The sequence below is a fragment of the Neoroseomonas oryzicola genome (assembly GCF_012163135.1).
GTDB lineage: Bacteria > Pseudomonadota > Alphaproteobacteria > Acetobacterales > Acetobacteraceae > Neoroseomonas > Neoroseomonas oryzicola.
In genome coordinates, this window is the sequence record NZ_JAAVUP010000001.1 from 927,483 (window position 1) to 948,330 (window position 20,848).

18 protein-coding genes are annotated in these 20,848 nt (G+C 71.2%); 9 read left to right on the plus strand and 9 right to left on the minus strand.

What is annotated here, in order from left to right; all coding sequences use genetic code 11:
- Positions 1-9 precede the first annotated feature (9 nt).
- Entirely contained in the window at positions 10-717 is a 708-nt protein-coding gene (locus tag GWK15_RS04565) for a hypothetical protein (protein WP_168039485.1), read from the plus strand.
- On the opposite strand, the gene GWK15_RS04570 is transcribed toward GWK15_RS04565, so the two are convergent.
- The gene (locus tag GWK15_RS04570) at positions 701-1,534 is read right to left on the minus strand and encodes a hypothetical protein (protein ID WP_168039487.1); all 834 of its coding nucleotides are present in this window, start codon (positions 1,532-1,534) and stop codon (positions 701-703) included. The genes GWK15_RS04565 and GWK15_RS04570 overlap by 17 nt on opposite strands.
- A 13-nt stretch (positions 1,535-1,547) precedes the next feature.
- Positions 1,548-2,702 carry an aminotransferase class V-fold PLP-dependent enzyme gene (locus tag GWK15_RS04575; RefSeq protein ID WP_168039489.1) on the minus strand — a complete coding sequence of 385 codons (1,155 nt, stop codon included), beginning with the start codon at positions 2,700-2,702 and terminating at the stop codon, positions 1,548-1,550.
- Positions 2,703-2,987: 285 nt separating this feature from the next.
- On the opposite strand from GWK15_RS04575, the gene GWK15_RS04580 reads away from it, so the two are divergent.
- Complete coding sequence (locus tag GWK15_RS04580) at positions 2,988-3,371, plus strand: helix-turn-helix domain-containing protein (RefSeq protein WP_168039491.1); 384 nt, start codon at positions 2,988-2,990, stop codon at positions 3,369-3,371.
- A 103-nt stretch (positions 3,372-3,474) separates the two neighbouring features.
- Positions 3,475-4,761 carry an NCS2 family permease gene (locus GWK15_RS04585; protein WP_168039493.1) on the plus strand — a complete coding sequence of 429 codons (1,287 nt, stop codon included), beginning with the start codon at positions 3,475-3,477 and terminating at the stop codon, positions 4,759-4,761.
- A gap of 6 nt (positions 4,762-4,767) precedes the next feature.
- Here GWK15_RS04585 and GWK15_RS04590 read toward each other — a convergent pair whose 3' ends face one another.
- On the minus strand, positions 4,768-5,487 hold the full coding sequence (locus GWK15_RS04590; RefSeq protein WP_168039495.1) for a winged helix-turn-helix transcriptional regulator: 720 nt from the start codon (positions 5,485-5,487) through the stop codon (positions 4,768-4,770).
- Between the two features lie 117 nt (positions 5,488-5,604).
- On the opposite strand from GWK15_RS04590, the gene GWK15_RS04595 reads away from it, so the two are divergent.
- Entirely contained in the window at positions 5,605-6,744 is a 1,140-nt protein-coding gene (locus tag GWK15_RS04595) for an acyl-CoA dehydrogenase family protein (RefSeq protein WP_168039497.1), read from the plus strand.
- A 274-nt stretch (positions 6,745-7,018) separates the two neighbouring features.
- On the opposite strand, the gene parE is transcribed toward GWK15_RS04595, so the two are convergent.
- The 5 genes from parE to GWK15_RS04620 form a co-directional block, all read right to left on the minus strand.
- Positions 7,019-9,001 (minus strand): DNA topoisomerase IV subunit B, encoded by a 1,983-nt coding sequence (gene parE, locus GWK15_RS04600; RefSeq protein WP_168039499.1) that lies wholly within the window; start codon positions 8,999-9,001, stop codon positions 7,019-7,021.
- 73 nt (positions 9,002-9,074) lie between these two features.
- The gene (locus GWK15_RS04605; protein WP_168039501.1) at positions 9,075-10,025 is read right to left on the minus strand and encodes an SH3 domain-containing protein; all 951 of its coding nucleotides are present in this window, start codon (positions 10,023-10,025) and stop codon (positions 9,075-9,077) included.
- 63 nt (positions 10,026-10,088) lie between these two features.
- Entirely contained in the window at positions 10,089-11,675 is a 1,587-nt protein-coding gene (locus GWK15_RS04610; protein WP_168039503.1) for an MFS transporter, read from the minus strand.
- A 50-nt stretch (positions 11,676-11,725) separates the two neighbouring features.
- On the minus strand, positions 11,726-12,613 hold the full coding sequence (locus tag GWK15_RS04615; protein WP_168039505.1) for a DUF817 domain-containing protein: 888 nt from the start codon (positions 12,611-12,613) through the stop codon (positions 11,726-11,728).
- 51 nt (positions 12,614-12,664) lie between these two features.
- Positions 12,665-13,054 carry a PH domain-containing protein gene (locus tag GWK15_RS04620; protein WP_168039506.1) on the minus strand — a complete coding sequence of 130 codons (390 nt, stop codon included), beginning with the start codon at positions 13,052-13,054 and terminating at the stop codon, positions 12,665-12,667.
- 177 nt (positions 13,055-13,231) lie between these two features.
- Here GWK15_RS04620 and GWK15_RS04625 point away from each other — a divergent pair, with 177 nt between their 5' ends.
- The 3 genes from GWK15_RS04625 (at position 13,232) to GWK15_RS04635 (ending at position 16,719) form a co-directional block, all read left to right on the plus strand.
- Complete coding sequence (locus tag GWK15_RS04625; protein ID WP_338147187.1) at positions 13,232-14,215, plus strand: ATP-grasp domain-containing protein; 984 nt, start codon at positions 13,232-13,234, stop codon at positions 14,213-14,215.
- Between the two features lie 2 nt (positions 14,216-14,217).
- A complete protein-coding gene (locus GWK15_RS04630; RefSeq protein ID WP_168039508.1) occupies positions 14,218-15,174 on the plus strand; it encodes a tripartite tricarboxylate transporter substrate-binding protein in 957 nt (318 codons plus the stop codon).
- 123 nt (positions 15,175-15,297) lie between these two features.
- Positions 15,298-16,719: a DUF1254 domain-containing protein gene (locus GWK15_RS04635; RefSeq protein ID WP_168039510.1), complete on the plus strand. Its 1,422-nt coding sequence runs from the start codon at positions 15,298-15,300 to the stop codon at positions 16,717-16,719.
- A gap of 31 nt (positions 16,720-16,750) precedes the next feature.
- Here GWK15_RS04635 and GWK15_RS04640 read toward each other — a convergent pair whose 3' ends face one another.
- A complete protein-coding gene (locus GWK15_RS04640) occupies positions 16,751-17,446 on the minus strand; it encodes an alpha/beta fold hydrolase (protein ID WP_168039512.1) in 696 nt (231 codons plus the stop codon).
- A gap of 223 nt (positions 17,447-17,669) precedes the next feature.
- Here GWK15_RS04640 and GWK15_RS04645 point away from each other — a divergent pair, with 223 nt between their 5' ends.
- The gene (locus GWK15_RS04645) at positions 17,670-19,541 is read left to right on the plus strand and encodes a DEAD/DEAH box helicase (RefSeq protein ID WP_168039514.1); all 1,872 of its coding nucleotides are present in this window, start codon (positions 17,670-17,672) and stop codon (positions 19,539-19,541) included.
- A gap of 97 nt (positions 19,542-19,638) precedes the next feature.
- Positions 19,639-20,835: an acyl-CoA dehydrogenase gene (locus GWK15_RS04650; protein WP_168039516.1), complete on the plus strand. Its 1,197-nt coding sequence runs from the start codon at positions 19,639-19,641 to the stop codon at positions 20,833-20,835.
- Positions 20,836-20,848 lie beyond the last annotated feature (13 nt).

Genomic DNA, 20,848 nt, shown 5'->3' on the forward strand with positions numbered 1-20,848 from the left:
AACTGCGCCATGCCCGCGAACAAGTACATCACCAGGAACGGCACCATCAGCATCGTCGGCATCACCGATGCCGGCGCGAGCTGGAACTATCCCCCCGACATGCCGAGCGACCCGCGCTGGCAGAAATGGCCGACGCAGGTGACGGTCCCGGCCTCCTTCCGCGGCTCCGGACGGCCGGTCAACGTCGTCACCTGCTTCGAGGAAGCGCTGGCGAAGGTCTACAGGGCCATCGAGGACCCGAGGACCCGGACGCAGTGCGACGCCTACTTCCTCGAGCTCGGCAAGGCGCGATCCGAGCGGATGCGCCGGTCCCTGACGGACCTCCTGGGCTACAAGCTCATCTTCTTCCGCAACGGCTCGGCGAACCCGGCCGACGATTTCAGGGCGACCAGCGGCCAGGCGGCGGTGGTGATGGGCGAGGTCCTCTCCTCCAACAACGTCGCGGGCAACGCCATCATCACCATTTCGGCCTATGCGGCGCGCTCGCCGGTCTCCCTTGCCGCGACGATCATCCACGAACTCGCCCATGTCGCCGGCGCGCCGGGCCGGCCGGCCGATGGCGACTGGACGCGGATGAACCAGGAAGCGCGAGCCCCCTATTTCGGCGCCGAGAACGCGCTCAAGAAGTGCGGCTGCACGCAGCAGCACGATCCCGCCATCTACGGCGAGATCCTCGACCGCTTCCAGCGCCGGATGAAGATCAGCGGCCTCGCCTGAGCCGCGCCGGCGCCGGCTGCGTGCCGGGAACGAAGCGCAGCGAGGCGAAGTAGCGTTCCGTCAGCGCCGCCCATTCGACGCTGCGCGGATCGGCCTGCGGATCCTGCGCGAAGCGCCGCTCGCTCGCGCGCAGCACGGCGAAGCCGGGCATGTTGGCCGGTGCGAGGCAGTAGCGGCTGGTCGACGTCATGCGCAGCACCGTCCCGGCGGGGAAGCTCGGATGGTCGCGTTCCTCGTAGACGATGCGCGTCGGGATGCAGCTGCTCCCGTTCTCCGCGGCGCCGACCTGGGCTTCGATGACTCGCAGTTGCGGCCCCTGTTCGACCGGCAGCAGGCGCTGGCGGCCGGGGGGAGTCTCCTCCCCGGCCATGCCCGCGCGGAGATCCGAGTCGAGCGCCGCGCGCAGCGCCGCCAGGTTCCGCAACGTCGATGGCGGCACCTGCTCCGGCCCGAAACGCGCCGCCGCGAGGGAGAGCGTGTGCGCGAGCTCCGAAGCCGTCGGCATCCGCCCTTCCGTGCGCAGCGCGACGGCCGGAGCGAAGCGGAGGAACATCGCGCCCGCCGGCGGCTCGGCGCGCTCGCACCAGTCGGGGCCTGGCAGCGTCACCTCGGCGCTGCCCGAGGGTCCGCCGACGCTGCGCTTGGCATCCGCATCGGCGATGAAGGTGCCGCCCATGTAGGTGCAGCGCTCGGCGACCTCCTGCTGCGCCTGGGCGAGCGGCACCGGCCGCAGCCCCGTCTCCTCCGCCGCGCAGCCCGCCAGGCCAAGGCACAGGACGAGCCGGCGCCACCCCGCGGCGGCGCGGAACCCCTTCATCGCGCGCACCGCGTCAGGCCGCGCGCTTCACGACGCGGGCGAAGGCGGCGACGAAGCGGTCGACATCCTCCTCGTCGTTGTAGACATGCGGGCTGATCCGCAGTCGCCCGAGCCGCGGCGCGGCATAGGCACCCTGCGCGCCGAGCGCCTCCGCAAGGCCTGCCGGCATGCCGCCGGCGAAGGACACGCACAGCACATGCGGCGCGCGCAGGCTGCGCTTCGGCAGCAGCGCGCCGGCGGCGGCGAGACCGTCCTCGAGCCGCGCGGTCAGCATCGCGCAGCGCTCGGCGATCGCGGGCTGCGTCCAGCCGGCCATCATCTCGAGGCCGACGGCTGCCATCTCGAGCCCGACGAAATGGTCGCGTTCCCCCATGTCGTAGCGGCGCGCGGAATCGACGTAGGACAGGTCGGCGAAATACGGCACGCGCTCGGCCGCCACGCCCTTGCGGCCGAAGGCGGTCTGTTCGAGCGGCACACCGCGCTGCCAGCGCTTCGCGACATAGGCGAACGCGCGGCCATAGGGGCCGAGCACCCATTTGTAGGTCGGGAAGATCAGGAAATCCGGGTCGATGCGCTTCACGTCGAGGTCCATCATCCCCGCGCCATGCGTCGCATCGATCAGCAGCGCCGCGCCCTTCGCCTTCAGCGCCGCGGCGATGCGATCCATGTCGAGCGCCGAGCCGTCCGACCAGTGCACGTTGGAGATGGAGGCGAGCGAGACCGGCGCGCCGGGCTTCGCGATCGCGGCTTCCACCGCGGCGGTCCAGTCGCCATCGGACGGCCGCTTCACGGTGTCGACCGTGAAGCCCTGGGCAGGCGCGCGCACCATCCATTCCAGCACCGGGGAGGAATGGTCGTCCTCGAGCACCACCACGCGGCTGCCGGCCGGCGGGGCGAAGACCTTGGCCGCGGATGCGACGCCGTAGCCGACCGAGGAGACCACCGCGACATCCTCCGCCGCGGCGCCGATCAGCGCGGCGGCGGCCGCACGGGCACGCTCGATCACCCGGCCCGGCAGCGCGGGATCGATCTCCCAGGGGCGGCCCTTGCGGCCGACGCCCATGCGACCGGCCTCCTGCACCGCGAGCGGCAGCGGCGACCAGGCGGCGGCGTTGAGGTAGGCGACCTCGCGCGGCAGGTCGAAGAGATGGCGCTGGGAGGGCAGCATCGGACGGTTCCTCGGCCTAGGACGGGGAAAGCCTAGGGCATGGTTTCATTCCCGCGAAATCCCCCGGTTAACCTCGGCGGACGGGGCCCCTCGACCGCAGAAGGGCTTACGCGGTGCGGCTGCCCGCAGATCGCAGCGAATGTTGCGGCGGCGGTGCGGATTTCATTCCTCGTTAGCCGAATCGGGCGCAGTTCCGATCCCGCCGCGCGGTCGCGCCGGCCCCGCGCCGCCCCTCCGGCCGGGCCCCGCGACGGCGGCGGCAGCGACGGCAATGAGGAAGACAGGATGTCCCAGCACCACCCCCAGCCCGGCACCTGCGAGGCCGAGGCGCAGCAGGATCCCGCGCAGCTCGAATTCGACGGCCAGGCCGGCGCCGCCCTGCACCGCCGGCGACGCGGCCTGGGCCTGACCGCGACCGAAGTGGCGCGCCGCGTCGGCATTTCCCAGCGCCGCATGGCGCGGCTGGAACTCGGGCTCGAGCCGCTGACGCTGCGCCTTGCCATCGGCCTCGGCGTGGCGCTCGGCATGCCGGCGGGCTGGTTCCTGCGCCTCGATGCCGCCGCGCTGCCCGAGGCGATCGGCATCGCGCTGGACGAGGCGCAGTCCCACTGGGCGCAGGCGCTCGCGATGCGCCTGGCCGAGGCAGGCGCGGCGGGGATGCAACACTAGGCCGCCAAGTGCCGGGCCCGTCGCGGCCCGGCCTCGCACCCCGGCGATCTCCGGGCGATTCGCGGCGTAGCCTTGGGGCGAAACCCTCACGGAGGTCCCCCGCATGGAGCGCCTGTTCCGGCTGAGCGAGCGCGGCACCGACCCGCGCACCGAGATCCTCGCCGGCCTCTCGACCTTTCTCACCATGGCCTACATCGTCGTGGTGAATCCCTCGATCATGACCGCGGCGGGGATCGACCAGGGCGCGGCCTTCGTCGCCACCTGCCTCGCCGCGGCGATCGGCTCGATGCTGATGGGGCTGATCGCGAACTTCCCGATCGCGCTGGCGCCGGGGATGGGGCTCAACGCCTACTTCGCCTTCGCCGTCGTGCAGGGCATGGGGGTGCCGTGGCAGGTCGCACTCGGGGCGGTGTTCCTGTCGGGGCTGATCTTCTTCGCGGTGTCGATCTTCAAGGCGCGGGAATGGCTGGTGAACGGCATCCCGGTCTCGCTGAAGTTCGGCATCGCGGCGGGCATCGGCTTCTTCCTCGGCCTGATCGGGCTGAAGAACATGGGCCTGGTGGTGGCGCATCCGGCGACGCTGGTGGGGCTCGGGTCGCTCACCCAGACCTCGACGCTGATCGCCTGCGCGGGCTTCCTGGTGATAGCGGGTCTGTCGGCGCGCGGCGTGCCGGGTGCGATCGTCATCGGTATCCTCGCCACCGCCGCGGCGGGCATTCCCTTCGGCCTGACGAAACTGGCGGGCATCGCGAGCCTGCCGCCGTCCCTCGCGCCCACCTTCATGCAGCTCGACATCGCGGGCGCGCTCGGGCTCGGCATCACCGGCATCGTCTTCACCTTCTTCATCGTCGACCTGCTCGACAACACCGGCACGCTGATCGGCACGGTTCACCGCGCAGGCTTGATGAACAAGGACGGCACGGTGCCGAACCTCGGCCGCGCGCTGGTCGCGGATTCCACCGGCGCGATGACGGGCGCGGTGCTCGGAACCTCCACGACCGTCAGCTACATCGAGAGCGCGGCGGGCATCCAGGCGGGCGGGCGCACGGGTCTGACGGCGGTCACCGTCGGCGTGCTGTTCCTGCTCGCGCTGTTCCTGGCACCCCTCGCGACCTCCATCCCCGCCTTCGCCACCGCGCCCGCGCTCGTCTTCGTCGCCTGCCTGATGGCGAAGGCCCTGCAGGAACTCGATTGGGAGGACGCGACGGAATACATGCCGGCGATCGTCACCGCACTCGCGATGCCCTTCACCTTCTCGATCGCGACCGGCATCGGGCTCGGCTTCATCGCCTATGCCGGCGGGAAGACGCTGGCCGGGCGCGCCGGCGACGTGCACGGCGCGGTGTGGCTGATCGCGGTGCTCTCGGCGATCAAGTTCGCGCTGATCTGAGGCCGCTCAGGCCTCGAGCATCTCCGGCGGGCCGAAGACGAACCTCCGTTCGCGCGGCCTGTCGAAAAGGCCGAGCAGCGCCTTGGCGCGCTCGGCCGCATCGGGTGGTCCTTCGAAAGCGATGCCGTCGCGCGCCGGCGGATCGGCGAGGCCGAGATAGCCCATCCAGGCGCGGGTGAAGGTCTCGAGGTCCGCCGCGATGACGAGGTCGATCGGATGGCCCGGATCCTTCATGCAGAGATCCAGATGCGGATGCATGAAGACGAACCACCAGCTGCGCTGCGCCGTCCGCGCCGCGGGAATGTTGCGGAAGTCGAAGCGGATGACGAAGCGTCGCGCCGGAAAGGCGGAACGCGGGATCTGGCCGCTCACGCTCTGCAGCAGGAAGTGCGGGTCGAAATCCTCGGGACGGAGAATGTGTTGCGTGTGGCGCTGACCCCAGAGGCCGAGCGCCTCGATGATCGGGCGGAAATCCTCACCGGCCGGCGTCAGCGCATAGACGTTGCCCGGACCGGTGGCCTTCGTCGTGATCGAGATCACGCCGCGCTGTTCCAACTCCCGCAACCTCTGCGCGAGCAACGTCTTGGACATGAGCGGCAGGCGACGGCGCAGATCGTTGAACTGCGCCGGCCCGCAGCAGAGCTCGCGCAGGATCAACGGTGTCCAGCGTTCGGCGAAGAGCTCGCAGGTCTTCGCGACGGGACAGAACTGTCCGTAGCCGGGCATGGCGAACCATCAGGCGGCGACGAAGATGAAAGCAAGTCCATTTTCTGTCCTTGAAGCGCGCGCCTCCAAAAAGCGACCGTCCGCGCCATCGCCATTCCAGGACGGGAGAAAACATCGATGCCGGACGTCATCACCACCGACCTGCCGAAGACGGATTGGGTCGCCCTCGCCGACCAGGTCGGCCGCGAGATCGCCGCCACCACCGCCCGCCATGACGAGGAGGAAACCTTCGTCGAGGAAGGCTTCCGCGCCCTCAAGGACGCCGGCTTCTTCAAGGCGCTGATCCCCGCGGAACTCGGCGGCCTCGGCGCGGACTATCGCGATGTCTGCAACGCGATCCGCCGCCTCGGCACCTATTGCGGGTCGACCGCCCTCGCCTTCTCCATGCATTCGCATCTGGTCGCCGTGCCGGCCTGGCGCTGGCGGCACGAGAAGGCGCCGGTCGAAGGGATGCTGAAGCGCGTCGCGAGCGAGAACCTGATCCTCATCTCGAGCGGCGGTTCCGACTGGCTGCCGAGCAACGGGCGCGCCGTGAAGGCCGAAGGCGGCTTCCGCGTCAGCGCGAAGAAGGTCTTCTCCAGCGGCTGCCAGATGGGCGACCTGCTGGTCACCAGCGCCATCCACGACGACCCCGAGAAGGGCCCGACGGTCCTGCACTTCGCCGTGCCCTTCAAGGCGGAAGGCGTGCGCCGGCTCGACACCTGGCGCGTGCTCGGCATGCGCGGCACGGGATCGCACGACGTGGTGCTCGAGGATGTCTTCGTGCCCGACGCCGCCATCGTCGCGCGGCGCGAGCCCGGCAAGTGGCACATCCTGTTCCACCACATCTTCGCCCTCGCCTTCCCGCTGGTCTATTCGGCCTATGTCGGTGTGGCGGAAGGCGCGCGCACCCGCGCGCTCGAGATCGCGCGCGACAAGCCGAAGACCCACGCGCTGACGATCGCGGCCGGGCGGCTCGAGAACGCCTTCATGCAGGCGGAAATGTCGCTCGACCGGATGATCACCATCGCCGAGACGGAAACCTCCGGCCCGGAGCGCACCAGCCGCGCGGCCATCGCCCATACCCTCACCGCGCAGGCGGCGATCGCGACCGTCGAACGCGCGATGGAACTGGTCGGAGGCGCGTCCTTCTACCGCGACCTCGGCCTGGAACGCGCCTTCCGCGACGTGCAGGGCGCCCGCTTCCACCCTCTGCAGGAAGTGCCGCAACTGGAACTCACCGGGCGCATGGCGCTGGGGATGGGGGTCGACGGGTGATGGGTGGGCTTGCGGGAGGGCGCTGACCTCCCGGACCCTCGCGGGCTCCCATCGCAGATGCAAAGCATCTGCGATGGGTCCCGACGCCGGGGGCATACGTGCCCCCGGACCCGCGTGAACTGAATGGCCGGTTGGCGGGAGGGGCTCGCGGTTGCGACCTTCATCCAGGTCGCACGTCGCCCCTCCCGCCAACCGGCCATCAACTGACCCCGGGTCTGGGGGCCGTGGCCCCCAGCGGGGGGTTCGGGGGGCTGGCCCCCCGATACCGCCACCCTCACGCGTCGAGCGCCTCCGCCTCCACGCTCGCTGCGTTCTCCTGGATGAACTGGAAGCGCAGTTCCGGCTTGCGGCCCATCAGCGCCTCGATCCGGTCGGAGGTGCGGGCACGGTCTTCCGCCGGCAGGACCACGCGCAGCAGGGTGCGCTTCTTCGGGTCCATGGTGGTTTCCTTGAGCGAGGCCGGTGGCATCTCGCCCAGGCCTTTGAAGCGGCTGACCTCGACCTTCTGGTTCGCCTTGAAGCGCTTCTTGAGCACGCGCTCGCGGTCGGCGTCGTCCATCGCATAGACCGACACGCCGCCCGCCTGCAGGCGATAGAGCGGCGGCTGCGCCAGGTAGACGCGGCCCTCGCGCACCAGCTCGGGCAGTTCCTTGTAGAAGAAGGTCATCAGCAGGGCGGCGATGTGCGCGCCGTCGACATCGGCGTCGGTCATGATGACGACGCGGCCGTAGCGCAGGCGCGCGATGTCGAAGCGGTCGCCGACGCCGCAACCCAGCGCCTCGATCAGGTCCTTGAGTTCCTGGTTCTGGCGCAGCTTCTCGGTGGAGGCGCTCGCGACGTTGAGGATCTTGCCGCGCAGCGGCAGCACGGCCTGGGTCTCGCGGTCGCGCGCCTGCTTGGCGGAACCACCCGCCGAATCACCCTCGACGAGGAAGAGCTCGGTCCCCTCCGCGCTCTCGCGCGCGCAGTCGGCGAGCTTGCCGGGCAGGCGCAGCTTGCGCGTCGCGGTCTTGCGCGGCGTGTCCTTCTCGGCGCGGCGGCGCAGGCGTTCCTCCGCCCGCTCGATGGCGAAGGCGAGGAGGTTGTCGGCGGTCGCGGGATCGCCGGCGAGCCAGTGGTCGAAATGGTCGCGCAGCGCGGCCTCGACCAGCTTCGCGGCCTCGGGGCTGGTCAGCTTGTCCTTGGTCTGGCCCTGGAACTGCGGCTCACGGATGAAGACGGACAGCATCCCGGCGAGGCCGCCGAGCAGGTCCTCCGCCGTCACGTTGCCCGCGCGCTTCTCCTTCTTGAGCTCGCCATAGGCGCGCAGCCCCTTCACCAGCGCGGCGCGGAAGCCGGCTTCGTGCGTGCCGCCCTGCGGCGTCGGGATGGTGTTGGCGTAGGTGTTGAGAAAGCCGTCGCCGCGCTCGACCCAGGTCGCGGCCCATTCGACGCGGCCCGCACCCTCGGGGAACTCTGCCTGGCCGGCCCAGGGCGCGGGGACGACGGTCGCCTGGCCTTCGATCGCCGAGGCGAGGAAGTCCGACAGCCCGCCGGGGAAATGCAGCACCGCCTCGGCCGGCGTGTCGTCCTTGATCAGCGACGGATCGCAGGACCAGCGGATCTCGACGCCGCGGAACAGGTAGGCCTTCGACCGGCACAGGCGGAACAGGCGCGCGGGGCGGAAATCCTGCGTGCCGAAGATCTCGGGGTCCGGCTTGAAGCGGATCGTGGTGCCGCGGCGGTTCTGCACGCTGCCGGCATTGACCAGCTTCGTCACCGGCTTGCCGCGCTCATAGGCCTGGGTGAACAGCGTGCGGTCGCGCGCGACCTCCACCTCCAGCCGCTCGGCCAGCGCGTTCACCACCGAGGAACCCACGCCATGCAGGCCACCCGAGGTGTCGTAGGCCTTGCCGGAGAACTTCCCGCCCGAATGCAGCGTGGTGAGGATGACCTCGAGCGCCGAGAGCTTGGGGAACTTCGGGTGCGGGTCGACCGGGATGCCGCGGCCGTTGTCGCGCACGACGATCCAGTTGCCGGGCTCGAGCGACACCTCGATGCGGTCGGCATGCCCCGCCACCGCCTCGTCCATGGCGTTGTCGATGATTTCGGCGGCCAGGTGGTGCAGGGCGTTCTCGTCGGTGCCGCCGATATACATGCCGGGGCGCCGCCGGACGGGCTCGAGCCCCTCCAGCACCTCGATGTCCTTGGCCGAATAGCCGTCGCTCTGCCCGACGGCGCCCTTTCGCGCACCGCCCCGGCCGAACAGATCGTTCATGTCTTGTTCCCCTTAGGCCGGGCAGAATACCCACCCCGCCCCGCGGAAACAACGCGGGGCGCGAGTCGAACGGTCAGGCGCCCAGCTCGAAGCCGGAAACCGCGGCCTCGCGGGCCAGGGACAGGCTCTCGGCGAAATTGTCCCGCTTGGCGATGTTGCTCGCGGCCAGCACTCGCAGCCGCCCGCCCGTGCCAGCGGCCGCGGCCCGCGGGGCCGCATAATCGGCGATCTGGAACGCCCCGGTCGGCGCATAGCCGCGCAGCCCGTCGGATCCCTCGACCAGCGCGAAGCCGGACTGTGCGGGTCGCACGCGCACCGCGGTGCCGGCCGGCACGCGGCCGATCTCGGGCGCACCGGATTCCGGGCGCAGGCGCAGCGGCACCGTCGCGGCGGCGACGACGCTGCGCGTGGTCCCGGTCTCCGACCGCGCCCGGCGCTCGGCCTCCCGCATGCCCGGCGCGACGGCCTCGACCGCCGCCTCCCGCTCCGTCGCGCGCTGCTGCAGGCTGTCGAGCACCTGCTGCGCGCGCGCGAGGTCGCGCTGCAGCCGCGCCCGCAGCGCCGCCATGCGCTGGTCCGCCACCGGTCGCGTCGTCCGCCCTGCGGCAAGCTCGGCGCGGATGGTCCGTGCCTCGATCCAGCGGCAATAGAGCAGCGCGTCGAAGGCGATCTGCAGCCCGTCGAGGTCGGAATTCTCCTGCGCCAGGCTCGATTCCAGCACCGCGGCGCCAGCCCCCGCGCTGCGGCCGAAATTCTGGCTGTTGCGCGCGCGCGACCAGGTGCCGCCGCCCTCCGGCTGGCCGACGAAGGGATTGCCCGCGCCGACGAAGCTGCCTTGCTGGGACCGGCAGCCATCCCCGCCCGCCGCGAAGCCGCCGCCGGGCCCGCCCGCGCAGCCGGCGGCAAGAACCAGGCCCATCAGCGCACCGGACACCCCCGCGACACGCAGCCGGCGCAACGCCGGGGCGTGCTCCGCGGACAGGCGGGGGGCCTCATGCGCTGTGACGGATACCGGCTTCCCCATCGGGCGCTCCTCGTTCTGGGATTGCATCATACGGCGCAACCGCAGCAGCGGCTAATCCCCGGGTCAGGGCGGCACGGCGATGTAGCGCGTCGCCTCGGGCGGCTCCTCGCCCTGGTGGAAGGCGGCGGCGCGGGCCAGCGCCGCGCGGTCGGCGGCGTCCAGCCGCCCGGCCTCGCGCAGGTGCTCGGTCCAGGATTCGACGGCCCAGATCTCGACCCACCGCTCGGGGTGGGCGACGTCCTCCATCAGCCGCCAGGCGACCGCGCCGCTGCGCAGGCGCACGCGCCGTGCCTCCCGCATCGCGGCGAGGAAGGCCTCGCGGTCCTTGGGGTCGACGCTGTAGCGCACCTGCTCGACCACGCGGCCGCTGTTCTCGGCGAGGACGCTGCGCAGTTCGGCCGCCGGAGCCTCGGGTCGGGGCAGCGGGACCGAGGGGGCCTCCGGCGCCGGCGCGGCATCGAGCCGCCAGCCGCGGACCGCCAGCGCCGAGGCGGCCGCCGCCGCGGCGGCGAACAGCAGGGCCGGCCCGACGCCGAGATGGCTGCCCGCCGTGCCCCACAGCACCGCGCCGAGCGTCATCGCCCCGAAGAAGCACAGCTGGTAGATGCCGATCGCCCGCGCCCGCACCCAGGCCGGGGTCGCGAACTGCGCCGCGGCCTGCAGCGTGCTCGCCGCGGCGAGCCAGCCGGCGCCGAACATCAGCATCGAGATGCCCGCCGGCAGCCAGTGTCCCGACACGCCCAGCAGCGCGAGCGCGGCCGCCGAGACCATCGAGAAGGCCGTGACCATCCCGCCGCGCGTCGGCAGGCGGATCCGCAGCGCCGGCAGGGCGAAGCCGGTCGCCACCGCGCCCACGCCCATCAGGCCGAGCATCATGCCGTAGGCCTCCGGCCCCAGGCCGAGGCGCTGGCGCACCACCAGCGGCAGCATCCCCCACACCGCCGCGGTGAAGAAGAAGAACACGCAGGCGCGCAGGATGGTCGCGCGCATCGCGGGGCTGGCGAAGACGAAGCGCACGCCCGCGCGCATGGCGCCGAGGAAGTGCTCCGGCGGCAGCGGGTTCTCGGGCTTCGCCCGTTTCCAGAACAGCAGCGAGAGCAGCAGCGTGAGGAAGCAGACCGCGTTCAGCGCGAAGGCCGCCTCGGTGCCAGCCAGCGCGATGGCGAAGCCGCCGATCGCCGGGCCCACGGCGCGGGAGAGGTTGAAGCCGATGCCGTTCAGCGCGATCGCCTGCACCAGGTCCTCGCGCGGGACCAGTTCGGGCGTCGTCGCGGCCCAGGCCGGGAAGTTCAGCGCATTGCCGGTGCCGATGCAGAAGGTGAAGAACAGCAGCGTCCAGGGCCCGACCACGCCCGCCCAGGTCAGCAGCGCGAGCATGCTCGCCACGGAGAACACCCAGGCCTGCGCGCCGATCAGGTAGATCCGGCGATCGATGATGTCGGCCGCGGCACCCGCCGGCAGCGCCAGCAGGAAGACCGGCAGCATCGAGGCCGCCTGCACCGCGCTGACCATGGCCGGCGAGGGATCGAGCGAGGTCATCATCCACCCCGCCCCCGTGTTCTGGACCCACAGGCCGATATTGGCGGCGAGGTTCGCCCACCACAGGAGGCGGAAGGCGGGATGGCGGAGCGGCGCGAAAGCGGCGGGCATGGGTTCCAACTGCCAGAGGCGGGGCACATGGGGGAAGCAAAGAACGCGCCTCAGCCCGGCGGCGCGCGCACGCCTCCGTTCCTGGCATGCAGCACGAAGACCAGGGCATAGGAGATGATCATCAGCAGGAACCAGGCGCCGAGCTTCGTCAGCGGCACCGGCGACCAGCCGCCGCGCTGGTGCGGATACAGCCAGGCGCCGGCGAAGGTGCCGAGGTTCTCGGCGATCCAGATGAACAGCGCGACGAGCAGGAAGCCCAGCAGCAGCGGCATCCAGCGCCAGCGCCGCCACGGCCGGAACCAGATGCGGCAGCGCCCGAACATCAGCCCCGTCGCGGCGAACAGCAGCCAGCGCGCATCCCAGGCGAAGTGGTGGGCGAAGAAGTTGGCGTAGATCGCGGCCCCCAGCGCCAGAACCGCCCAGGCCGGCGGATGATGCGTGAAGCGGAAGTCGAACAGCCGCCAGGCCCGCGCGATGTAGGACCCGACCGCGGCATACATGAAGCCGGTGAAGAGCGGCACGCCGCCGATGCGGATGAAGGATGGCTCAGGGTAGGTCCAGGAGCCCTGCGCGGTCTTGAACACCTCCATCGCCGTGCCGACGAGGTGGAAGACCAGGATGACCTTCGCTTCCTCCCAGGTCTCCATCCGCGTCGCAAGCAGCGCGCCCTGGATGGCGAGGCAGGCGAGCAGGAGGAAGTCGTAGCGCGGCAGCCAGGCGCCGCGCGGATAGAACAGGTGCGTCGCCACCAGCAGCGCCAGTAGCAGCCCGCCGAACAGGCAGGCCCAGCCCTGCTTCACGCCGAAGCGGAGGAACTCGTAGCAGCCTGCCGCCGCCGGCCCGGCCAGGATGGCGCGCGCGCCAAGCCGCCGTTCCGCCGCCACGAAGCGCGCGAGCAAGGGCCAGTCGCGCGCGGCGCTGTCATCGGGGCGGGTCATGCAGGCGCCGAGCGTCGGGGCGCGTCGTGGCGGAAAGACGGCCTGCCCGCGTCAGTCCAGCGTCGTCGCGGGTCCCTTCGGCCGGGCCGTCTGGTTCCACAGGGTGCGGATCTTCTCGCTGACGCCGATCGGATCGGCGATGCCGCGCAGCACGTGCGTCTCCTCCGAACGGCCTTCCATCGACTTGATGACGATGTCGCCGATGCCGGTCAGCCGGTGCCAGATGCTCTGCTTCACCACCACGTCGCGGATGCGGAAGATCTCGATGTCGTCGCGCACTTTGGTCCAGAAGCCGGAGGTGACGGTGATGCGCTCATTCGTGACCGTGACGCGCTGCCGCCCCAGGAAGGGCAGGCCGAGCATCAGCACGGACAGGACGAGCCAGAGCGGCCCATAGGAGCGCCGCGTCTCGCGCGCCTCCAGGATGACGGTCTCGGTCATGCGGTGTTCCTCGTAACGGCCACGGAATACGGGCGGGCGCGGCGTCGGGCAACGGGGAAGGGCCTGCGGCCGCGGCGGGCGCAGCGGAAAGCGGGACCTCCCGGACATGCGTCGTATGGAAGAAAAATCTTTCTTTCGTGCGGCTATTGTGCCGGTTTCGAGAAAATACTTTCTCTCGTGGACCGCAACGCCAACGGGACGCCCGCCATGCCGAAGGTCCATGTCATCCACGAGAACGACGCCTGGCTCGCCCCGTTGCGCGCCTCCTTCGCGCGGCTCGGCGCGCCGCTCGAGGAATGGTTCCTCGACCGCGGCATCCTCGACCTGACGCGCCCGCCGCCCGAGGGCGTCTTCTACAACCGCATGTCCGCCTCCTCGCACACGCGCGGGCATCACTACGCGCCGGAATACGCGGCCGCCGTCGTCGAATGGCTCGAGCGCCACGGCCGCACCGTGGTGAACGGCCGTCGCGCGCTGCAGCTGGAAGTCTCGAAGGTCGCGCAATACGAAGCGCTCGCCGCCTGGGGCATCCCGACGCCGGCGACGCTGGCCGTGGTTGGCGAGGAGCACATCCGCGAGGCCGCCGCGCGCATCGGCTTCCCGCTGATCCTGAAGCACAACCGCGCCGGCAAGGGCCTCGGCGTGCAGCTGGTGCGGAGCACCCCCGCGCTCGAGGAAGCCATCGCCCGAATCGCCGCGAGCGAAGATCCCTACGCCCTGCCCCGCGACGGCATCTGGCTGGTGCAGCGCTACGTCGCGGCCCCCGAGCCCTTCATCACGCGGGCCGAATTCATCGGCGGGAAGTTCCTCTACGCCGTGCGCGTCGACACCTCGGAAGGCTTCGAGCTCTGCCCGGCGGATGCCTGCGCCATCCCCGAGGGCGCCGCCTGCCCCGCCATCGCGCCGGGCGAGAAGTTTCGCATCGTCGACGGCTTCTTCCATCCGCTGATCCCGCGCATGGAAGCCTTCCTCACCGCCAACGGCATCGGCGTCGGCGCCATCGAGTTCATCACCGACGCCGCCGGCGAGACCTTCGCCTACGACGTCAACACCAACACCAACTACAACGCCGAGGCCGAGCGCCGCGCCGGCGTCTCGGCGACGGATGCGCTGGCGCGCCATCTCCTCGCGCTGCTGCCGCGCGCGGCGAAGGCGGCGTGAGGGTGCGCCGCCTCCTCCTTGCCGCGCTTGCCGCGATTGCCCTGGCCGGTCCCGCGCTGGCCGAGGAGCCCGCCCGCCCGATCCGCTGGCTGGTCGGTCTGCCGGCCGGCAGCGGTCCGGACCTGCTGACGCGCCTGCTCGCCGAACGGCTTGCGCCGCGGCTCGGCCGGCCGATCGTGGTCGAGAACCGCCCCGGCGCGGCGGGCAACATCGCCGCGGCGGCGCTCGCCCGCGCGCCGGCGGACGGGTCGACGCTCGGCACGCTGCTCGCCGCGACGGTGGCGATCAACCGCCACCTCTATCGCGACCTCGGCTTCGATCCGGCCCGCGACTTCACGCCGATCAGCCACTTCGCCTCCTTCCCCGGCGTGCTGCTGGTGAACCCCTCGGTGCCGGTCGAGACGCTCGCGGAATTCGCCGCCTGGGCGCGGGCGCAGCCGCAGGCGCCGCTCTGCGCGACGGGTGGCGCGGGCGTTGTGCCGCATCTCGCGCTTGCCTGGCTGATGCGGGAGATCGGCGCGCGTTGCGAGTTCGTCCATTACCGCGGCAGCCCCGAGGCGCAGCGGGACCTCATCGCCGGGCGCGTCGGCGTGCTGATGGACGGGCTGCCGACCTCCCTGCCCGGCCTGGCCGCGGGCCGGTCGCGCGGCGTCGCCGTCACCTCGCTGCAGCCGAGCGCGCTCGCGCCCGACGTGCCGGCCATCGCCGCGAGCCTGCCGGGTTTCGAGGCACTGTCCTGGATCGCCGTCGGCGCCCCGGCGGGCTTGCCGGAACCCCTCGCCGCGCAGATCGAGGCGGCGGTCGCCCAGGCCATGCAGGATCCCGCGCTGCTGGAGCGCTTCCGCGCCCTCGGCGTCGAGCCGGCTGCCTCGGGCCGCGCCGCGCTCGCGGCCCGCATCGCGGCCGAGGATGCGCGCTGGGGGGCGGTCGTGCGGGATGTCGGGATCACCCTCGACTAGGACCGTCGCCAGGAACGGATACGTTTCCCCGCTGCGGCCCCAAAAGGTCCGTGATAGGAACGATACTCCTGAAGCCGGGCGCAAGACCTTCGCGCCCGGCCGATCCGTGCCGAGGTGCATTCCATGAAGAAGCGTGACCTGTTCCGTGCGTCGGCCCTGGCCGGCGCGGCCCTGACCCTGCCGCGCCTCGCCATCGCACAGGCCAACCGGCCCGGCATCATCGGTGCCTTCGAGTCCGCCGAGGCCGCGCTGATCTTCGGCCTGCCGATCGTGATGAACTACACGGTGATGTACGAGTTCTCGATCGACCGGAACAACTCGCAGTACAAGGCGCCGTTCAACACCATGTGGAACGACGCGCAGGTCTTTACCTGGCGCGACACCGCCATCCCGACGCCAAACAGCGACACGCCCTATTCGATGTCCTGGCTCGACCTACGCGCCGAGCCCGTGGTGATCACCGTCCCCGATGTGCCGGCCGGCCGCTATTTCTCGGTGATGGTCTGCGACGGCAACACCTACAACGTGGGCTACATCGGCAGCCGCGCCACCGGCCAGGCCGGCGGGTCCTGGATGGTCGCCGCCCCGGGCTGGCAGGGTGCGACGCCCCCGGGCATCAAGGGCGTGATCCGGTCCACTACGCAGTTCGCCTTCGCGATCTTCCGCACGCAGCTCTTCGCGCCCGACGACATGCCGAACGTCGTCGCCGTGCAACGCGGCTACAAGACCGAGCCGCTCTCGACCTTCCTGCGCCAGCCCGCCCCCTCGGCGGCCCCCGAGATCCGTTGGCCGCGCGTGAATGCGGAACTCGCGAAGCGCCATTTCTTCGACTACCTGGCTTTCGCGCTGCAGTTCAACGCGCCGCAGGCGAACGAGGCCGCGATCCGCGCGCAGCTCGCCGCCATCGGGATCGACGGGCGCGGCACGCCGATGCCGCAATCCTTCCTCGACCGGCTGGAGCTGATGGCCGGCGCCATCGAGGGCGAGCGCAAGGTCGAGGCCGCGGTCGCCGCGGCCGGCGTCAAGATGAACGGCTGGAACGTCACGCCGATCCCCGGTTCGCCGGAGGCCTACAACGGCGGCTGGATGCTGCGCGCGGTGGCCGCCAAGGCCGGCATCTACGGCAACTCCACGGAGGAAGCGACCTACCCCTTCACGCGCACCACCGCGACGGGCGAGACGCTGGACGGCAGCAAAGGCCGCTACACCCTGACCTTCGGGCCGGGCCAACTGCCGCCGGTGAACGCCTTCTGGTCGGTGACGATGTATCATGGCGGCAACCAGCTGCTCGTGCAGAACCCGATCGACCGCTACCTCATCAACACGCCCATGCTGGGCGGCATGAAGCGCAACGCGGATGGCGGGGTGACCATCCACATCCAGAAGGACGACCCGGGCGCCGATCTCCGGGCGAACTGGCTGCCGGCGCCGGACGGGCCGATCTACCTGGTCATGCGGCTCTACTGGCCGAAGACCGAGGCGCCGTCCCTGCTGCCGATCGGCCGCGGCCAGTGGCAGCCGCCGGGGATCGTGCGCGCGGGCTGACGACGCCGGAGGGGCATCGCCCCTCCTCGCGTCACGCCACGAGCCAGGCGGCGAGCGCCGCGTTCGCCGCCTCGGGCGTCTCCATCGTCGGCAGGTGGCCTGCGCCGGCAAAGTGGCGCAGCCGCGCGCCCGGGATCATCGCCGCCATCTCTGCGGCGAGGTGCGGCGGCGTCAGCGCATCCTCCGCCCCCACGCCCACCAGCGTCGGCACGGCGATGCGCGCAAGGTCGGGCCGCGAATCGACCCGGTGCATGATCGCTTCCTGCTGGCGCAGGAAGGCGTCCTTGCCGACGCGCTCGGCCATGTCCATCACCTCGGCCGCGAGCGGCCCGTCCAGGCGCGAGGGGTGGATGAGCTGCGGCAGCAGCCGCGGCGTCACCCCGCGGAACTGGCCCGATCGCGACAGCGAGATCAGGCCGCGCCGCCGGCGCTTCTGCTCCTCGGTGTCGGCGCGGGCGGAGGTGTCGAGCAGGCAGAGCCGGGTCACCCGCTCCGGTGCCTGGCGCATGATCTCGAGCGCGACGTAGCCGCCCATGGACAGCCCCGCGAGGGCGAAGTCGCCCTGCACCTCGGCCAGCGCGCGCGCGGCCATGGCCTCGATCCGGTCATCCTGCGTGAGGTCCGCGACCACGGGCCGCGCGAGCGGCGCGAGCGCCCGCACCTGGTCGCGCCAGAGCCGCGCATCGCACAGCAGGCCAGGGAGGAGAAGAAGCGTGACGGACTGCATGGACGGGCTCTATCCCGCCCCGGTCGGGCCGTCCATGCGTCCCGCGCGGGCCGGCCACGGCGGAAAACCTTGATCTTCTGGCCGAAGCGGCGCATATCCGGCGCGCTCGTGGAATGGCGGGCCGGATCGTCGGCCCCGGATTGCGCGCCCTGCCGGGGCTCGGCCACCCACCGCACCCCCAATCCGGTTGCCCGCCACGGCGGGCCCATGGAAATGAGCGACGTTGAACGATACACAGATTGCGGCCGCCGAGGCGGCCGAGGCCCCGGCTCAGCCGGGCACCGCCCCCGAGGCGACCGAGGCCACCACCGGCCCGATTGCGGCAGCCCCCGCCGCCGACGAAGCGACCCCGGTCGCCGAGGAAACCGCACCCGCCGCGGCCGATGACGCCGTGGAGGACGAGGTTCCCGAATACACCGAGGAAGACGAGCCGGAGCCCCCGCGCACGACCTTCGCCGACCTCGGCCTGTCGGAGGAACTGCTCCGCGCCGTTTCCGAATCCGGCTACGTCCACCCGACGCCGATCCAGGAACAGGCGATCCCCTACGTCCTGATGAACCGGGACGTGCTGGGCTGCGCCCAGACCGGCACGGGCAAGACGGCGTCCTTCGTGCTGCCGATGCTCGACATCCTGACGGGATCGCGCGCGAAGGCGCGCATGCCGCGCAGCCTGATCCTCGAGCCGACGCGCGAGCTCGCGCTGCAGGTCGCCGAGAATTTCGAGAAGTACGGCAAGTACCTCAAGCTCAACCACGCGCTGCTGATCGGCGGGGAGAGCATGAACGACCAGCGCGACGTGCTCGAGAAGGGCGTCGACGTGCTGATCGCGACGCCGGGCCGGCTGCTCGACCTGTTCGACCGCGGCCGCATCCTGATGGCGGACTGCAAGCTGCTGGTGATCGACGAGGCGGACCGGATGCTGGACATGGGGTTCATCCCCGATGTCGAGCGGATCGTCTCCCTGCTGCCGCAGATGCGCCAGACGCTGTTCTTCAGCGCCACCATGGCGCCTGAGATCCGTCGCCTGGCCGACGCCTTCCTGTCGAATCCGAAGGAGATCAGCGTCGCGCCGCCGGCCTCGGTCGCGACGACGATCACCACCGGCATCGTCTTCGTGCAGCCGCACGACAAGCGCGAGGCGCTGCGCCGCCTGATCCGGTCCGAGAAGGTCCAGAACGCGCTGATCTTCTGCAACAAGAAGATCGAGGTCGACATCCTCTACAAGTCGCTGAAGAAGCACCGCTTCAGCGTCGGCGCGCTGCATGGCGACATGGACCAGTCCTCCCGCTTCGCGACGCTCAACGCCTTCAAGGCGAACGAGCTGCAGCTGCTGGTCTGCTCGGACGTCGCGGCGCGCGGCATCGACATCGGCGGGCTGTCGCACGTCTTCAACTTCGACGTGCCCTTCCGCGACGAGGATTACGTGCACCGCATCGGCCGCACCGGCCGCGCGGGGCGCGAGGGCCACGCCTACACCATCGCGACCGCCGACGACGCCAAGAACGTCGCGGCGATCGAGAAGCTGACTGGCAAGCCGATCCCGCGCATGGCGGTCGAAGGCCTCGACGTCGTGCCGGAGGAGGAGATCGAGGAAGCGCGCAACGCGCCGAAGGGCCGCGGTCGCGGCCGCGGTGCCTCGTCCGCCTCGAAGGGCCGCAGTGGGGACCGCCGCGACGGCGGGCGCCGGGACGGTGGCCGCCGGGAGGGACCGCCGCGCGACCGCGCCCCGCGGGACCGCGACGAGGCGGCCGAGGCCCGTCCGCGCCGCGAGCGCGAGCGTGACGAAGCGGCTGCCGAGGCGCCGCCGCGCCGCGAGCGGGACCGCGATCGCGACCGCAGCGCCCGGATCGAGCGCGAGACCGCCGAGGCCGCCCGTACCGACCGCGAGCCGCGCCGCGAGCGGGAGCGTGACCGTGATCGCGACCGCGACCGGGACCGGGACGGCCGCGAGCGCCGCTACCGGCAGGAGGACCTGGGTCCGGCCGTGAAGGGCTTCGGCGATGCCGTGCCGGCCTTCATGCTGATCCCGCTGCCCCGCCCGCGCGCCGAGAAGCCCGCCGCCCCCGAGGCTGCGCCGGAAACCGAAGCCGCCTGACGCCTGGCCGGGCGCGCCCCGCCCGGCCCCTTCGCCATTGCCCGAGCGCCGGCGGAATCGCATCCTGCCGCCGGCCATACTCGCCGGAGGACATGCCATGAACGTCGTCTCCAAGCCCGCCACCAAGTCGCAGTTCGTCTGGGACGACCCGCTGCTGCTCGATGACGTCCTCACCGAGGACGAGCGCATGATCCGCGACGCGGCGCGCGCCTTCTGCCAGGAGAAGCTATTGCCGCGCGTGCAGGAAGCCTTCCGCAAGGAACACTTCCACCGCGAGATCATGAACGAGTTCGGCGAGATGGGCTTCCTCGGCGCGACGCTCGACAGCCATGGCTGCGCGGGCGTCGGCTACGTCTCCTACGGGCTGATGGCGCGCGAGGTGGAGCGCGTCGATTCCGGCTATCGCTCGGCCTTCTCCGTGCAGTCCTCGCTCGTGATGTACCCGATCCACGCCTACGGCTCGGACGCGCAGAAGGACAAGTACCTGCCGAAGCTGCGCACCGGCGAATGGGTCGGCTGCTTCGGCCTGACCGAGCCCGATGCCGGCTCCGACCCGTCCTCCATGCGCACCCGCGCGAAGAAGGTCGATGGCGGCTACATCCTGTCCGGGTCCAAGACCTGGATCACCAACGCGCCGATCGCCGACGTCGCGGTGGTCTGGGCGAAGGACGACGAGGGCATCCTGCGCGGCTTCGTGCTCGAGCGCGGGATGAAGGGCCTCACCTTCCCCAAGATCGAGGGCAAGTTCTCGCTGCGCGCCTCCGTCACCGGCATGATCATGATGGATGACGTCTTCGTGCCGGAGGAGAACAAGCTGCCGGGCGTGAAGTCGCTCGCCGGTCCCTTCTCCTGCCTCAACCGCGCGCGCTACGGCATCGCCTGGGGCGCGCTCGGCGCGGCGGAAGACTGCTGGCACCGCGCGCGCGACTACACGCTGAACCGCAAGATGTTCGGCAAGCCGCTGGCGCAGACGCAGCTTATCCAGAAGAAGCTCGCGGACATGATGACCGAGATCACGCTCGGCCTGCATGCCGTGCTGCGCGTCGGCCGCCTGATGGACGAGCACAAGGCGGCGCCGGAGATGATCTCCCTGGTGAAGCGCAACAACTGCGGCAAGTCGCTCGACATCGCGCGCGTCGCGCGAGACATGCACGGCGGCAACGGGATCGTGGACGAGTACCACGTGATCCGCCACGTCATGAACCTCGAGACGGTGAACACCTACGAGGGCACGCACGACGTGCACGCGCTGATCCTCGGCCGTGCGCAGACCGGGCTGAACGCCTTCGGCTGACCCGGGAAGGGCG

Excerpts from the sequence above, each read along its gene's own strand:
- GWK15_RS04605 (WP_168039501.1), bottom strand. The coding sequence starts at position 10,025 with ATGGGGAAGCCGGTATCCGTCACAGCGCATGAGGCCCCCCGCCTGTCC.
- GWK15_RS04570 (WP_168039487.1), bottom strand. The coding sequence starts at position 1,534 with ATGAAGGGGTTCCGCGCCGCCGCGGGGTGGCGCCGGCTCGTCCTGTGC.
- GWK15_RS04580 (WP_168039491.1), top strand. The coding sequence starts at position 2,988 with ATGTCCCAGCACCACCCCCAGCCCGGCACCTGCGAGGCCGAGGCGCAG.
- GWK15_RS04650 (WP_168039516.1), top strand. The coding sequence starts at position 19,639 with ATGAACGTCGTCTCCAAGCCCGCCACCAAGTCGCAGTTCGTCTGGGAC.
- GWK15_RS04585 (WP_168039493.1), top strand. The coding sequence starts at position 3,475 with ATGGAGCGCCTGTTCCGGCTGAGCGAGCGCGGCACCGACCCGCGCACC.
- parE (WP_168039499.1), bottom strand. The coding sequence starts at position 9,001 with ATGAACGATCTGTTCGGCCGGGGCGGTGCGCGAAAGGGCGCCGTCGGG.
- GWK15_RS04610 (WP_168039503.1), bottom strand. The coding sequence starts at position 11,675 with ATGCCCGCCGCTTTCGCGCCGCTCCGCCATCCCGCCTTCCGCCTCCTG.
- GWK15_RS04590 (WP_168039495.1), bottom strand. The coding sequence starts at position 5,487 with ATGCCCGGCTACGGACAGTTCTGTCCCGTCGCGAAGACCTGCGAGCTC.
- GWK15_RS04615 (WP_168039505.1), bottom strand. The coding sequence starts at position 12,613 with ATGACCCGCCCCGATGACAGCGCCGCGCGCGACTGGCCCTTGCTCGCG.
- GWK15_RS04575 (WP_168039489.1), bottom strand. The coding sequence starts at position 2,702 with ATGCTGCCCTCCCAGCGCCATCTCTTCGACCTGCCGCGCGAGGTCGCC.
- GWK15_RS04640 (WP_168039512.1), bottom strand. The coding sequence starts at position 17,446 with ATGCAGTCCGTCACGCTTCTTCTCCTCCCTGGCCTGCTGTGCGATGCG.
- GWK15_RS04565 (WP_168039485.1), top strand. The coding sequence starts at position 10 with ATGCCCGCGAACAAGTACATCACCAGGAACGGCACCATCAGCATCGTC.
- GWK15_RS04620 (WP_168039506.1), bottom strand. The coding sequence starts at position 13,054 with ATGACCGAGACCGTCATCCTGGAGGCGCGCGAGACGCGGCGCTCCTAT.
- GWK15_RS04635 (WP_168039510.1), top strand. The coding sequence starts at position 15,298 with ATGAAGAAGCGTGACCTGTTCCGTGCGTCGGCCCTGGCCGGCGCGGCC.
- GWK15_RS04595 (WP_168039497.1), top strand. The coding sequence starts at position 5,605 with ATGCCGGACGTCATCACCACCGACCTGCCGAAGACGGATTGGGTCGCC.